The 14,574-nt window shown below is 67.8% G+C and carries 13 protein-coding genes and 1 pseudogene; 1 reads left to right on the forward strand and 13 read right to left on the reverse strand.

Annotated elements, in window-relative coordinates; translation table 11 throughout:
* Window positions 1-82: 82 nt before the first annotated feature.
* Complete coding sequence (locus ACXJKJ_RS26560; RefSeq protein WP_056197505.1) at window positions 83-814, forward strand: FadR/GntR family transcriptional regulator; 732 nt, start codon at window positions 83-85, stop codon at window positions 812-814.
* Window positions 815-836: 22 nt separating this feature from the next.
* Here the strand turns inward: ACXJKJ_RS26560 and ACXJKJ_RS26565 are convergent, their stop codons facing one another.
* The 13 genes and pseudogenes from ACXJKJ_RS26565 to ACXJKJ_RS26625 all read right to left on the reverse strand — a co-directional run.
* On the reverse strand, window positions 837-2,372 hold the full coding sequence (locus tag ACXJKJ_RS26565; protein WP_056197503.1) for a UxaA family hydrolase: 1,536 nt from the start codon (window positions 2,370-2,372) through the stop codon (window positions 837-839).
* On the reverse strand, window positions 2,362-2,691 hold the full coding sequence (locus ACXJKJ_RS26570; RefSeq protein WP_056197501.1) for an L-rhamnose mutarotase: 330 nt from the start codon (window positions 2,689-2,691) through the stop codon (window positions 2,362-2,364). Before ACXJKJ_RS26570 ends, ACXJKJ_RS26565 begins: the two co-directional genes overlap by 11 nt.
* A 14-nt stretch (window positions 2,692-2,705) precedes the next feature.
* Window positions 2,706-3,836, reverse strand: a complete 1,131-nt coding sequence (locus ACXJKJ_RS26575) for a mannitol dehydrogenase family protein (protein WP_457356521.1) — start codon at window positions 3,834-3,836, stop codon at window positions 2,706-2,708.
* A gap of 157 nt (window positions 3,837-3,993) precedes the next feature.
* Window positions 3,994-5,004, reverse strand: coding sequence for a zinc-binding alcohol dehydrogenase family protein (locus tag ACXJKJ_RS26580; protein WP_457393773.1), 1,011 nt, complete (start codon window positions 5,002-5,004; stop codon window positions 3,994-3,996).
* 4 nt (window positions 5,005-5,008) lie between these two features.
* Window positions 5,009-5,857 (reverse strand): amidohydrolase family protein, encoded by an 849-nt coding sequence (locus tag ACXJKJ_RS26585; protein ID WP_457356523.1) that lies wholly within the window; start codon window positions 5,855-5,857, stop codon window positions 5,009-5,011.
* Entirely contained in the window at window positions 5,857-6,876 is a 1,020-nt protein-coding gene (locus ACXJKJ_RS26590) for an aldo/keto reductase (RefSeq protein ID WP_457393775.1), read from the reverse strand. Before ACXJKJ_RS26590 ends, ACXJKJ_RS26585 begins: the two co-directional genes overlap by 1 nt.
* 30 nt (window positions 6,877-6,906) lie before the next feature.
* A complete protein-coding gene (locus tag ACXJKJ_RS26595; RefSeq protein WP_457393777.1) occupies window positions 6,907-7,848 on the reverse strand; it encodes a substrate-binding domain-containing protein in 942 nt (313 codons plus the stop codon).
* Window positions 7,849-7,878: 30 nt separating this feature from the next.
* Window positions 7,879-8,862 carry an ABC transporter permease gene (locus ACXJKJ_RS26600; protein WP_056197492.1) on the reverse strand — a complete coding sequence of 328 codons (984 nt, stop codon included), beginning with the start codon at window positions 8,860-8,862 and terminating at the stop codon, window positions 7,879-7,881.
* Window positions 8,859-10,421 carry a sugar ABC transporter ATP-binding protein gene (locus ACXJKJ_RS26605; RefSeq protein ID WP_457393780.1) on the reverse strand — a complete coding sequence of 521 codons (1,563 nt, stop codon included), beginning with the start codon at window positions 10,419-10,421 and terminating at the stop codon, window positions 8,859-8,861. Before ACXJKJ_RS26605 ends, ACXJKJ_RS26600 begins: the two co-directional genes overlap by 4 nt.
* A gap of 97 nt (window positions 10,422-10,518) precedes the next feature.
* Window positions 10,519-11,217, reverse strand: a complete 699-nt coding sequence (locus ACXJKJ_RS26610; RefSeq protein WP_457356528.1) for a substrate-binding periplasmic protein — start codon at window positions 11,215-11,217, stop codon at window positions 10,519-10,521.
* A 117-nt stretch (window positions 11,218-11,334) separates the two neighbouring features.
* The gene (locus tag ACXJKJ_RS26615; protein WP_056197486.1) at window positions 11,335-12,777 is read right to left on the reverse strand and encodes an MFS transporter; all 1,443 of its coding nucleotides are present in this window, start codon (window positions 12,775-12,777) and stop codon (window positions 11,335-11,337) included.
* The gene (locus ACXJKJ_RS26620) at window positions 12,774-14,267 is read right to left on the reverse strand and encodes a GH1 family beta-glucosidase (RefSeq protein ID WP_457393782.1); all 1,494 of its coding nucleotides are present in this window, start codon (window positions 14,265-14,267) and stop codon (window positions 12,774-12,776) included. The genes ACXJKJ_RS26615 and ACXJKJ_RS26620 overlap by 4 nt, the downstream gene beginning before the upstream one ends.
* Window positions 14,268-14,302: 35 nt before the next feature.
* Window positions 14,303-14,574 (reverse strand): annotated as a pseudogene (locus tag ACXJKJ_RS26625) (xylose isomerase); the annotation flags it as partial.

The following is a 14,574-nucleotide window of genomic DNA, read 5'->3' on the forward strand; positions in this document are numbered from 1 at the left end:
CAGGGTTTTCCTTGCGAAGCCGAATCTTTCGCGTGGCGCGCGATAGCATTTGGTCAGTCCAATTTTTTGATTCAAGTGAGCCATGGCCAGTCAACCTCGCGGCGGCGGCGACGCCCGCCGCCAATATCAGCTGGTCGCGGACCGGATTCGAGCGTTGATCGAGACCGAAGGCATCGCCGACGGATCACGCCTGCCGGCGGAGCGTGAGCTGGCGCTGCAGCTGGGTGTGTCTCGGCCATCGTTGCGCGAGGCGCTGATCGCGCTGGAGATTGACGGCCGCGTCGAGATCCGCGGCGGCTCGGGCGTGTACCTCTGCGCCGCCACCGAGCGCGGCAATGTGGCGACACCCGCGTTGGGCGAGAGCCCCGCCGAGCTCATGCAGGCGCGCGTCGTGCTCGAAAGTGCGGTCATCACGCTGGCCGCGGCCCGGGTCACCAAGGCCGGGCTGAGGCGCATCGAGGACGCGTTGGAAGCGATGCGCGAAGATCACGCCCATGACCGCAAGCCTGTCGAGGCGGACCGGCGCTTTCACCTCAGCATTGCCGAGATGTGCGGCAATTCGGTGCTTGTCGGCATGGTGGGAACGCTGTTCGACGGCCGCCACAGCCCGATCTCCTCGCGCATGAGCGGGCGTGTCGAGTCAACCCACACCTGGCAGGCGGCGATGGCTGAGCACGAAGCAGTCCTGCACGCGCTGGAGGCGCGCAACCCACAGGCCGCAGCGGCGGCCATGTGCAGCCATCTGCTGGCCTCGCACGGTCGCTGGATCGGCGAACCGTCCGAATCGGCTGTGCGGCGCGCCATCGCCGTCTAGCGCGGCGCTGGCACCACGCGCCTCACATGACGGCGCCCAGCTGCCAGGGCACGAACTCGTTGTCACCCAGGCCATGCTGCTCGCTCAGCGTGAGACGGCCCGACGCCGTCTCCACGATCAGCCGGAACAGCGCCTCGCCAGCCTCGGCCACCGTTTGCGAGCCCTCGACGATGCCGCCGGCATTGAAGTCCATGTCCAGGGGCATGCGCTCGAACAGGCGGCTGTTGGTGGCGAGCTTCAGCGAAGGCGTGGGCTTGCAGCCATAGGTCGAGCCACGCCCCGTTGTGAAGCAGATCAGGTTGGCGCCACCGGCCACCTGGCCCGTGGCTGACACGGGGTCGTAGCCCGGCGTGTCCATGAACACCAGGCCGTGCGCCTGAACGGGCTGCGCGTACTCGACCACGTCATTGAGCGTGCTGCTGCCGCCCTTGGCCACGGCGCCCAGCGACTTCTCGAGGATGGTGGTGATGCCACCCGCCTTGTTGCCGGGCGACGGGTTGTTGTTCAGCTGCGCGCCGTGCAGGGCGGCATACGTCTCCCACCACCGGATGCGGGCCAGCAGCCGCTCGGCCACTTCAGGTGATGCGGCGCGCGCGGTGAGCAGGTGTTCGGCGCCGTAGATCTCCGGCGTCTCCGACAGGATGGCCGTGCCGCCGTGGCGCACCAGCAGGTCCACCGCGGCGCCCAGTGCCGGGTTGGCGCTGATGCCGGAATAGCCGTCCGAGCCACCACATTGCAGGCCGATGACGAGATGGGACAGCGCGACCGTGCTGCGTCGCGCCGTGCTGGCCTGCGCGGCCAGTTCGCGGACCAGCTGCTTGCCTTGCTCGACGGCTTCGCGGGTACCGCCGGCCTGCTGGATCGTCAGCACATGGATGCGTTCACGCGCTGCGGCAGGCAGGCCCTGCACCAGCGGGTCGACCTGATTCACTTCGCAGCCCAGGCCGATCAGCACCACGCCGGCAAAGTTCGGGTGGGTCGCGTAGCCGCGCAGCGTGCGGCGCAGCAGTTCCAGGCCTTCGCCCTCGGCGCTCATTCCGCAGCCGCTGCCGTGCGTGATGGCGACCACGCCGTCCACGCCAGGGAAGGCAGCCAGCGCCTCGCCACTGAAAGCCTGGGCGATGGCCTTGCAGACGGTCGCCGAGCAGTTCACGCTGGAAAGCACGCCGATGTAGTTGCGCGTGCCGACGCGGCCGTCATTTCGCACGAATCCCTCGAAACTGGCCGCCTCGCCAGCGGCCAGTGGCGCTGCGGGCGAGCGGCTGGCCGCCTGGGGTGGCGCTTCCTTGGCCATGTCGACGTTGTGGACGTGCACATGGTCGCCGGCCTGGATGGCGGTGCTGGCCACGCCGATGGGCTGGCCGTACTTCAGTACCACCTCACCGGGCGCGATGGCGCGCAATGCGATCTTGTGGCCCGCGTCGATGGCAGCGCGAACACGCAAGGCAGCACCACCCGGCGCGGCGATTTCTGCGTTTTCCGCCAGCGCCACGCGCGCCACGGCGACGTTGTCGCTGGCGTGCAGCAGGATCAGCGGCGGCGCTTCGTCAGTCGACATGGAAGACGCACTCCATGGCTGCCCAGTGCTCGCCAGGCGCGCGGCTTTCCAGCGGACGCTGGCAGGGGCTGCAGAAGGTCCACCAGCGGCGGGTTTCGGCGTCGGCGGCGATGGCCGCCATGTCGGCCTCGTAGTCGCTGCCGTGGTATTCCCAGCAGCCGAACAGCAGGTTCTCCGGCTCGCGCAGGAAGATGCTGTAGTTGCGGATGTTGGAGGCGGCCAGGCGCGCCAGCACCGCGGGCCAGACGGCCGCGTGCAGGCGCTTGTATTCGGCGATACGGTCCGGCTCGATGCCGATCACCATGCCCATGCGTTGCATTGCGTGTTCCTTGTTCATTGCGCGGCCAGCGCGGCGTTCAGCCGGGGCTGCACCAGGCCGGGCACATGCAGCCGTGCTAATTCAACCACTGGACGCAGGCGCCGTGATTTTTTCTGTTCATGGTTCTGCGCGATGTCGGCCAGCCGATGGGCCAGGAAGGGGTTCAATAGCCGTTCGCGCAGGGCAACCAGGTAGTCCCGCGCCTGATCGCCCTGGCCCAGCGCGTCGAACACCGGCAGCACCTCCTGCTGCCAGGCGGCTTCGAGCGGCTCGCGCAGCGCCGGGTCCTGCATGGCCTGCAGCACTGTCATGTCGGCTGCAAGGCGGCCCTTCTGCCATTGCTCAGCGAGCAGTGTGTGGCCAAGATTGAGCAAGAAGAGCTTGAGCCGTTCGAAGCGCGCGAGATCGTCGGTGAGGACGACGTCGGGATGTCGACAAGGCAGCTGCAGCCGCGGCTGCGCCTCGACGGCCCACAGTGCATAGGGCTCGGCCACGGCGCCGACCGGCTCCAGGGCCTCGGACACGATGCGATCCACCAGCGAATTGGCCCACACCGGCCGGGCCTGCAGCCAGTCGATGAAGGCCGGCTTGCACTGCCATTGGCGCGCCAGCGCCACGACGAGGTCGCGCAGCGCGTCGCCGTTGCGCGACACCAGCTCGCAGGGCAGCAGCGTCAGCTCTGCGTCGGGCTGCGCCTGCCAGCGGTCGTGCAGCAGCACGAGCAGCTTGGCGGGGAAGGATGAGGGCGCCGCGGCGTCGTCGGACAGCAGGGCGACGGCGTCAGCAGCGTCCAGCACCCAGCCACCGTCGCCGGTGTTGGAAACGATCACCTGCACAGGCCCCCGCATGCGCCCGCGCACGGCGGGCCAGTCCGTCGCGGCATGGAAGGCTTCGCGCACGGAGCGGCAGGTTCTGCGCTCTTCCACGGGCTGGCCCTGCGCCAGGCCGCGCACGATGACGTCGAAGCCTTCGGCACGGGCCATGGCCTGGGTGCGCATCGTGCTTGCCGGGTTGCCGGTGCTCTGCACCACCGTGATGCCGCCCAGCGCCTCGCCGCGCTCGGTGGCTTCGCTGACGAAAAGGTCGACATGTGCCTGCAGGAAGCGGCTGGTGCCGAACTGCAGGATGGGCTGGCCTGGGTTCATGGGTGCCGAGCGGTTTCGAATTCAGGCATCGCGGGCCGAGCGCCGGGCCGCTCCCAAGCCGGCCCGCCAGGGCGATGTGCTTGCCGGTCGAACCGGCAAGCATCGCCGTCCCCTCGGGGGACCGGCCAAGGTACTCCTTGGACGAGGGGCTTCATGCTCAGCATTCGACGATGGCTTTGATGACGCCCTCGGCAGGGTCCAGCAGGCGCGGGAAGCCGGCGGGTACGTCGGCCAGCGTCAGCCGGTGCGTGGCCAGCGCCACGTCGGGCACCAGACCCTCGCGCATCGCCTTCATGACGGTCTCGAAGTCTTCCGTCGTGGCGTTGCGGCTGCTGAGCAGCGTCGCCTCGCGCTTGTGGAACTCCGGGTCGGAGAAGCGGATATCGCCCTGCACGATGGACACCAGCACATAGCGCCCGCCATGGGCGATGAAGCGAAAGCCGCGCTCCATGGCGCCTGGGTTGCCGGTGGCGTCGAACACCACGTCGAAGAACTCACCCTCGGTGAGCCGCGACAGTTGCTCCTCGTCGCCTTCACCCAGGGCCACGGCCGCAGTGGCGCCGGCATGGCGCAGCGCGAAGTCGAGGCGGTCCTGGCGGCTGTCGAGGGCGGTGACGATGGCGCCACGCAGGCGGGCGAACAGCATTGCACCGATGCCGATGGGGCCTGCGCCCACCACCAGCACGCGCTGGCCGGCCGCAACCTCGCCGCGGCGGACCGCGTGTGCGCCGATGGCCAGGAACTCCACCATCGCGGCCTGGTCCAGCGTGATGCCATCGGCCTTGCCGACGAAGCGCTGCGGCACGCTGACATATTCGGCAAAGGCGCCGTCGCGATGCACGCCCAGCACCTGGATGCGAACGCAGCAGTTGGTCTTGCCCTGGCGGCAGGCGATGCAGTGGCCGCAGGACAGGTAGGGCATCACGTAGACCGCGTCGCCCGGCTTCAGGCCGCTGTCGGCGTCGGCGTCCTCCACGRTGCCSGAGARCTCGTGSCCCATSACGCGCGGGTAGYYGAGGTAGGGYTGGTGGCCGGTGAAGATGTGCAGGTCTGTGCCGCACACGCCCACGCGCTTCACGCGCAGCAACACCTCCGCGGGGCCGCGCTCGGGGCGAGGGCGTTGGTGAGCGACGAGAACGCCGGGGGATTCGCAGGAAACAGTCAACATGGTTCTAGGTGGTGGAGGCGAGGCGGTAGAGGCGAGCGGCATTGCCCCCGAAAAGCGCCTGCAGGTCGTCAGGTTGGGGAACCGGGTGGAATTGGCGGGCCAACTGGTGGGCGAGCTGCCACCAGTCGGCGTAGTCGGCAGCCAGGCGCAGCACGGGCCAGTCGCTGCCCCACAGCAGGCGGCGCGGGCCGAACAGCGTCCAGAGCGCTTGGGCGTAAGGGTGCAGGGCCGCCGCATCGCGGCGCTCGCCTGCCTCGGTCAGCAGGCCCGAGAGCTTGCAGTGCACCTGCGGGAGGGCGGCCAATGCGGCGATGTCATTGCGCCAGGGCTCGAGCTCGCCGCGCGCGATCAGGGGTTTGGCAGCGTGGTCGATGACGAGGTTCAACCGCGGGTGGCGTGCGGCGAAACGGCACAGCGCCGGCAACTGGCGCGGCAGCACCAGCGCGTCGAACACCAGGCCATGGCGCTGCATGGCCTCGGCGGCCGGGCTGCAGGCCGGGTCGGCGATCCAGTCGTCTTCGGGCAGGTCCTGCAGCATCGGGCGCAGGCCCTTGAGCAGCGGGTGGCGGGCCAGCGCGGCGATCTGCGCTGCCGCATCGGCGGCCTTGAAGTCCACCCAGCCGACGACCCCGCGCACCCAGGGCGTGCGTTCGGCAAGTGCCAGCATCCAACGGGTGTCGTCGATGCTCGGCAAGGACTGCACGAGCACGGTGGCGTCAATGCCGGCGGCCTGCAGGTGAGGTGCGAGATCCTCGGGGCCGAAGTCGCGGTGGATGGCCTGCAGCGAAGCGGGCGGCCATTGGCCCTCGCGATCGGCCAGGCGCCAGAAGTGCTGATGTGAGTCGACCTTCATCAGTCGTCCTGGAGGTCGCGCTCGGGCAGAGGCGCATTGCCGGCAATGAGGCCACGGCCGCGCAACCGATGCCAGAGCTCGCGCGGGATGGCGCGCTCCAGCCAGGCGGCGTTGGCTGCGACCTGTTCAGGCGAGCGCATGCCCGCCAGCACGCTGACCACGGCCGGATGCGCCAGCGGAAACTGCAGCGCCGCGGCCTGCAGCGGCACGCCGAACTCGGCGCAGGTTCCGTCCAGGGCCTGAGCCTGGCGCATCACCTGCGGCGGCACGCCGCCATAGTTGTACTTGGCCTGTCCGGCCAGCAGCCCCGAATTGAAGGGGCCGCCAATGACGACGCGCACGCCTGCAGTTGCGCATTGKTCCAGGAAGCCCAGGCTGCCTTGCTCCAGCAGCGTGTAGCGGCCGGCGAGCAGCACGCAGTCCAGGGGGGCGGCGGCGATGGCGTCCTGCGCCACTTCCCATTCGTTCACGCCCAGGCCGATGGCCCGCACGACGCCCTGGCTGCGCAGTTCCTCCAGTGCCCGGAAACCACCGGTGGTCAGCGCGTGCCAATGAAGGTCGTGCTGGTCGCCGTGGGTCAAGCGGCCGATGTCGTGGACGAGCAGCATGTCGATGCGCGCCAATCCCAGTCGCTGCAGGCTGTCCTCGAAGGAGCGCATCACGCCGCTGTAGCTGTAGTCATACACCGGGCGGAAGGGCAGGGGATTGGCCCAGCCGTCGCTGCCGGCCGCCACTTTCGGGTCGGAATGCATGAGGCGCCCAACCTTGGTGGACAGCACGAAGCTGTCCCGCGGCTGGCGCGACAGGAACTCGCCGACGCGGCGTTCACTGCGCGTGTAGCCGTAGAAAGGGGCCGTGTCGAAATAGCGCACGCCGGCGCCCCAGGCGGCCTGCAGCGTCGCGATGGCCGTGGCGTCATCCACGGCCTCGTAAAGGCCGGCCAGGGCCGCGGCGCCCAGGCCCAGCGTCGTCAGCTGCAGGCCGGCGCCGGTGAGAGGGCGGCTGGGAAGGTGATTCAAGCGCGGCATTGAAGTTCGTCGCTTGTCGACTCAATACAGGACGGCCTTGGCCTCGGGCGACTGCAGGTTGGCCTTGTTGACCCACACGACGCCGGTGTCGCGGAACTTGGGCACGGGCTTTTTCTGCAACACGTCGGAGATGGTCTTGACGCCCAGGTAGCCCATCTGGAAGGAGCTTTGCACCGCGATGCCCGTGAGCGTGCCGTCCTGGACGAACTTCTGCAGGTCCTGGTTGCCGTCAAAGCCGATGGCGACCAGCTTGCCTGCGCGGCCGCTCTGCACCAGCGCGCGGCCCATGCCGACGGCGGTGGGCTCGTTGGCGCCGAAGATGGCCTTGAGGTCGCGGTGGGCGGCCAGCACGTCGGTGGTCTGGTTCATCGCGGTGGCCATCTGCGACTGCGAATAGAAGGGCCCGACGATCTCCAGCTTGGAGTTGGCCTTCAGGTAGCTTGTGAAGGCTCCGACGCGGCCGACCTCGGAACCGGCCCCGGCAACGAAGGACATGACGGCCACCTTGCCGGTGGTGCCGACCTTCTCGATCAGCTGCTTGGCGCAGAGCTCACCGGCGGCGCGGTTGTCCGTCGTCAGAAAGGACTGGTAGTAGGGCTTGCCGGCCTCGGACACGTGCGAGTCGATCAACACGACGGGGATGCGCGCTTCCCAGGCCTTCTTGATGACCGGCACCAGCGCGTCGGGGTCCGACGGGCCGAGCACGATGCCGGCCACCTTGCGGTTGATGGCGTTCTCGACGAGGTTGACCTGGTCGGCGATGGCTGATTCGCTGGCCGGGCCGGAGAAGGTCAGCGTGTGGCCGGCGATCTCCTTGATGGCGGTCTCGGCGCCCTTGTTGACGTTCTGCCAATAGGTCGAGTTCGTGGTCTTGACGATGACGGCGATTTCGCCGGCTTGGGATGCGGTGCCGAGCAGGGCCAGGCAAGCGCTCACGAGCGCGCGAATCAAAGGACGGGGCATGGGATGTCTCCTGAGGAATGGAACCGGTCTTCAGCGCCGGTTGCGGAGTTGGTCGATCCAGACGGTGACGAGGATGACCAGACCGATGATGATCTGTTGTGTGAAGGACGAGACGCCGTTCATGTTCAACCCGTTGCGCAGGATGCCGATGACGAAGGCGCCGATGAGCGTGCCGGAGATGGTGCCGACACCGCCCAGCAGCGAGGTGCCGCCGATGACGGCTGCCGCGATCGCATCGAGCTCGTACATCACGCCCTCGTTGGGCTGCGCGGTGACGAGGCGGGACATCAGCACGCAGCCGCACAGGCCCGCCAGCGCGCCCGAGGCGATGTAGGCAAACATCGCGACGCGACCGACGTTGACGCCCGACAGCCGCGCTGCCTCGCCGTTGGAGCCGACAGCGTGCAGATGCCGCCCCAGCGTCGTGCGCCGCAGCAGGATGCCGGCGACGATGGCCAGCACGACCATCAGCAGCACCGGATAGGGGATGCCGGGGAAGACGATGTCGGGGAAGCCCTGCTCGTCGATCTTCTCGATGCGCCACAGCGCGCCGTTGCCCAGTTCGCCAAAGGCTTCGCCCAGACCGGAGATGGCCCGCGCGTCGGTGAGCTGCAGCGCAACGCCGCGCGCCACCAGCATCATGCCCAGCGTGGCGATGAAAGGCGGCAGGCGCAGGCGGGTCACACACAGGCCGTTGATGGCACCGCACAGCGCGCCGACGACGACGCCGATGGCCATGGCCGGCGGCACCGGCATGCCGTTCTTGACCAGCATGCCCGCCACCACGCCCGATAGCGCCAGCACCGAGCCCACCGACAGGTCGATGCCGCCGGTCAGGATGACCAGGGTCGCACCGATGCCCAGGTAGACGATGGTGCTCACCTGCAGCGACACCGTCATCGCGTTGCCGACCGAGAAGAAGGCGTTGCTCGTCAGCGAGAACACCAGCACCAGGATGAGCAGGCCCGCCAGCGCGGCAAATTTTTGGATCAGGTCTTTCTGGCGGTCGTTCATGTCGTCGGTTCGAGGGATGCCATGGAGGGCTTGGCCGGCTCGGATGAGCCGACGGAGGCATGGTGCATGATGTCGTGCTGGCTGCACGTGCGGGTGTTCAGCAGCGTGGCGAGCTGGCCCTGGCGGAACACCGCCACGCGGTCGCTCAAGCCCAGGATCTCCGGCAGCTCGGAGCTGATCAGCACGACGCCCACGCCTTCGGCCGCGAGCCGGTCCATCAGCTCGTAGATGGCGTACTTGGCGCCCACGTCGATGCCTCGGGTGGGTTCATCGAACAGGATCACGCGCGCTTCACGGAACAGCCATTTGGCAATCACCACCTTTTGCTGATTGCCGCCCGACAGCAGCCGGGCGATCTGGTCCGGCGACGGCGTGCGGATGCCGAGCTGGCTGATGAAGCGCTCGGCCGTGCTGCGCTCGCGCGCCGCGTCGATGAAGCCCAGGCCGCTGGCCAGCGCGCCCAGGTTGGCCAGCGTGATGTTGTGGGCCACGCTCATCTTCACCGCCAGGCCGTGGGCCTTGCGGTCTTCGGAGACGTAGGCGATGCCGGCAGCGATGGCATCGCGCGGCGAGCGGATCTGCAGGCGTTGGCCATCCAGTTCGATCTCACCGCCATCGACAGCATCGGCACCGAAGATGGCCCGTGCGACCTCGGTGCGGCCGGCGCCGACCAGGCCGGCCAAGCCGAGGATCTCGCCGCGCCGCAGCTCGAAATCCAGCGGCCCGAAGACACCCTCACGCCGCAGGCCGCGCACCCGCAGCAGCACTTCGGTGGAAGGTTGGCGCGTGGCCGGCGGGAACTGCTGGTTCAGCTCGCGGCCCACCATCAGGCTGACGATCTCGTCGATCGACGTCTCGGCCCAGTGACGGGTGGTGATGTAGTGGCCGTCGCGCAGCACGGTGACGCGGTCGACGATGTGGTCCAGTTCGTCGAGCCGGTGCGAGATGTAGACGATGCCCACGCCGGAGCGCTTGAGTTCCTGCACCACCGCCAGCAGGCGGGAAGCGTCCGCCTCGCCGAGCGATGACGTGGGTTCGTCCATGATCAGCAGCCGCGCATCCATCGACAGGGCCTTGGCGATCTCGACCATTTGCTGCTGCGCGATCGACAGGGCCGAAACCTCGGTATCCGGGTCGATGTCCATGCCCAGCCGCTGCAGGCAGGCGAGCGCGCCTTTGCGCTGCTGAGCCCTGTCCACAAACCAGCCCCGCCGCGGCTCGCGACCCAGCCAGATGTTCTCGGCCACGGTCAGGTGGGGCACCAGGTTCAGCTCCTGGTGAATCATGACGATGCCGAGTTCCTGCGCGTGATGCAGGCCGCCGATGCGGACGGGCTGGCCGTCGATGCGGATCTCGCCTTCGTCGGGTGTATAGACGCCGCTCAGGATCTTCATCAGCGTCGACTTGCYGGCGCCGTTCTCACCGCAGATCGCGTGGACCTCGCCGCGACGAACGTCCAGCTCGACGCCCGACAACGCGGTGACGCTGTCGAAACGCTTGCAGACGCCGCGCATGCTCAGCAACGATGAAGTGGAGGACTCGGCCTGGAGCGAGGTCATCGCGACAAGGTTTCCTTAATAGTCAAAATATTGGTCATGCCACTTTGCCATATGGAAAATTTGGTAAGACCAGTAAATACCCGGGCCGGATTGCCAATCAGCGGTAGCGATTCAACAGCTTCTCCAACGTGCCGTCGACGCGCATGCGATCGATGACGCGGTTCAGAGGCTGAAGGAGGTCGGCCTTGGCCGGTGACAGCGCGCAGCCCAGCCGGTAGGGCTCGACCTCGAGCACTTCGCGCAGGTTTGACGTTGGATGGCTCTTGACGTAGTGCGCCAACGCGGCGCGGTCCGTCACGGCGTAGCGGACTCTGCCCAGGGCCAGACGACGCAGATTCGTCTCTGCGTCGGCGACGTCCTCTCGGGCGATCGGCCGCGCCAGCACCTGATCGATTGCCGGGTAGCGGTAGCCCAGCACGGTGCCAAGTGGTTCGTCGCGCAGATCCTGCAACTGCGACACGGCGGGCGAGTCCGGACCGGCCGCGATGATGCCCGTGCCCGACAGGAAAAGCTGCGTCCAGAGCACATCGGCCTCCAGCCATTCCGGCTTGGCGTAGCACAGCAGATCGGCGGCACCAGACTCCACGGCCAGGGCCGCGCGTTTGCTCGGGAGCGGCAGGAAAACTGGGCTCAGCCCCAGTTGCCGGGCGAACACCTCGCCCAGGTCCTTGAGCAAACCTGCGACGGGTCGCTGCTCAGCCATCCTGAGCACCGGCATCGACTGGCTGGTCGGCGCCACGATGCGCAAGACCGCCGGTTCAGCGGGACATGGGCACACCCACGCGAGCAAGGTCAAGGCGAGCAGATGCCGTCGAGCCCAGGAAGGGCGTGGGCTCTTCTTGCATTCCTGCATCATCGTTTTGGGGTGCTTTGCGTCGACCTGGGTGGCGAAATCAACGCGCTCCGGTGGCTGTCATACCTGCCCCCGCGTGGCTTCCAGCTGCACGCGGATCTCGGCCATGCGCTTCTCGGTCARCTCAAAGCGCAGCAGCGACACCAGCGCCAGCACCAGGCCGATGACGGGGATGGTGGACAGCAGGATGCGCATCATAAAAATGGCGTGCGGCGTCTGCAGGGCCTCCAGCTTGGCGTCAAAGCCGGTGAACTGCAGGATCCAGCCCGAGGCGCCCGTGCCCAGCGCGATGCCGACCTTGGAGATCCACGACTGGCAGGCCGAGAACGAGCCCTCGCGGCGCTGGCCGGTCTGCATCTCGTCGTAGTCCACCACGTCGCCCAGCGTGGCGTTGTATAGCGTCCAGAACCCTGCACCTGTGAAAGCCACGAAGCCGCAGGCCAGCAGCTGCAGATAAGGCCGCGCCGGGTCGTACAGCCACCAGTCGCCGATGAAGGCGCAAATGGCCAGGAACAGCACTGCCGCCAGGCCGACCCGCTTGCCCTGGCGGCGCGCGATCCACGCGAAGAAGGGGATGCCCGCGAAGCCGAAGGCCATGCCCGACAGGCCCATGGCCGTGTTCCACTTCGCGCCCTCCACGACGTTGCCGCCGCAGACGTAGTAGACCGTCGCGTAGTAGCCGAGCGTGCCCACCATGGCCGTGCCGGTGCCGTAGGCCAGCATCATGCCCAGCACATGGCGGAAGGGCCTGCAGCGCAGCGTGCGCCACAGCGTGTCGGCAAACGGGATGTGGGTCTGTGTGCGCGACACCAGCTTCTCGTAGTAGCGCTCGCGCACCAGCAGGAAGATGGCGATGGAAGCAGCCACCATGATGGCGCCGAGGATGGCGCAATAGGTCTGCGCGCCGCGCAGGATGTCGGGCTTGCCGTTGGCCTGGTTGAAGATGGCCAGCGTCGTGAACTGGGCGGCGAAGAACATCGCCAGCTCGGGCCCCTTCTGGATGGCGTTGCGGATCGCCATCACCATCGTGCGCTCGTGGTAGTCCGGCGTCATCTCCGCACCAAGGCTGCTCCAGGGCATGTTGAAGCAGCTCATGATGGGCACGTAGATCACCGTGCTGACCAGCATGAAGATGAAGTACTCGGATTGGGTCCAGCCCTTGCCGACGGCGAACATCAGTGGCAGGCCGATGCCGGCAAGCACGCCGCCCACCAGGATGAAGGGACGGCGGCGCCCGTAGCGCGTGCGCGTGTTGTCCGACAGCCAGCCGAAGACGGCGTCCGAGCCGGCGTCGACGAAGATCTTGATCATCTGCACCGTCGAAATCAGGCCGGGGGCCACGCCGAGGAAGATGTTGAAGACCTGGTAGGCCAGCGACGGATAGAGCCAGTGGCCCCACATGTCCAGGATGGACCCGAGGCCAAAGCCGATCTTCTGGCGCATCGGCAGGCGATCCGCCGCGGGCGGCACGACGCGCTCCAGGTGAAGGGTGCTCGCGTTCACAGGATGCACCGCTCGCGCATGACTTCGGCGTAGTAGCGCGCCGACAGCTTCGGGGTGCGCACCTGCGTGGCGTAGTCGCAGTGCACGATGCCAAAGCGCCGCTGGTAGCCGTCTTCCCACTCGTAGTTGTCGATGAAGCTCCACAGGAAGTAGCCGTGCAGCGGCACGCCGTCGGCAATCGCGCGGTGGGCCTCGCGCAGGTGGTTGCGCAGGAAGTCGCGGCGGTGCAGGTCCAGCACCTCGCCGTTCACGACTGGCTCGTCGTTGTAGCCGCAGCCGTTCTCGGTGATGTACAGCGAAGCGTGGCCGTACAGCTCATGGCAGAAACGGGTGGCCCAATAGATGGCCTGGGGCACCAGGTTGAGCCAGAGGCTGTCGGCGCGCGGGTAGTTGGCCGGCAGCGGCACGGCCTCCCAGGCGGCGCCATCCTTGCCGGCGCGCACGTACGTGGCGGTGTAGATGTTCAGGCCCAGGTGGTCGGTGGGCAGGCTGATGAGCTCGAAGTCACCGGGCAGCACCTGCGGGGCATCGCTGCCCACGCGGGCCAGATAGTCGGCCGGGTAGTGGCCGGCGTGCATGGCGCCCAGCACGTGCGCGTTCTTCTCCAGGAACCAGGCCTTGGCCGCGGCGATGTCGGCCGGCGTCTCGGTGACGGGCACGCAGACATCGCAGTTGTCGGTCAGGCCGACCACGGCGCCTGCGCCGCCGAACTCGCGCACCGCGCGCACGCCGTGGCCGTGGCACAGCAGCGCGTGGTGGAAGGTCTGGTTGACGACGGCCGCGCTCTCCTTGCGCCCCGGTGCCTTGGTGCCATAGCCGTAGGCCAGTTGCGTGAAGCAGCGGATCTCGTTCATCGTGATCCAGTGCTTCACTTCACCAGCGAAGGCCTTGACGACCGTGTCGGCGTAGCGGCCGAAGGCGTCGACCGTGACGCGCGACGTCCAGCCGCCGCGGTCTTCCAGCGACTGCGGCAGGTCCCAGTGGAAGAGCGTCACCCAGGGCTCGATGCCGTGTTTCTTCATGCTGGCGAAGAGGCGGTGATAGAAGTCCAGGCCGGCCTGGTTCAGCTCACCGTCGCCGTTCGGATAGATGCGCGGCCAGGCCAGCGACAGGCGGTAGTTCTTGACGCCCAACGACGCCATCAGCGCGAAGTCGTCGTCGAAGCGGTTGTAGTGATCGCAGGCGACGTCCAGGGTGTCGTCGTCATGCACCTTGCCGGGCGTGCGGCAGAAGCGGTCCCAGATGGACTCGCCCTTGCCATCGGTGAAGGCGGCGCCCTCGATCTGGGGTGCGGCGGCGGCAACACCGAAGACGAAGTCGGCGGGGAAGGGGCTGGAGTAGGTCAGCATCGCGCTGTTGCGCGCCTCGCTGCTCAAGGCACTTCCGGGTGTCGCGGCGGTACCTTTGATGAAGGGGGCGTTCCCGGTGTGGCGGGCAGTCGCGGGCGCGACCGGAACGAAGTCGGGCAGCAATGGGAGAGCGTGGGTCATGGCAGGGCGTCGGCCTGTTGTTTTAACGAGGCCGTTCAGCCGCAGAAGCGATTGACCAGGTTCTCGAAGACTTCCTGGCGGCCGGACACGGGCGCCACGTCGGTGTTGGCGGCGAGCACCTGGTCGGCGAGTTCGGTCAGCGAACGCCGGCCGTTGAGGATGTCCTGCCCGGCAGGTGCGTCCCAGCCGGCGTAGCGGCTGTCCACGGCGGCCTTCAGGCGGCCGTCGTTGACCATCTTCTCGGCGATCAGCAGCGCCTGGGCGCACACGTCCATGCCGCCGATGTGGCCGTGGAACAGGTCCTCGG

It is taken from the genome of Roseateles sp. P5_E1 (genome assembly GCF_054049335.1).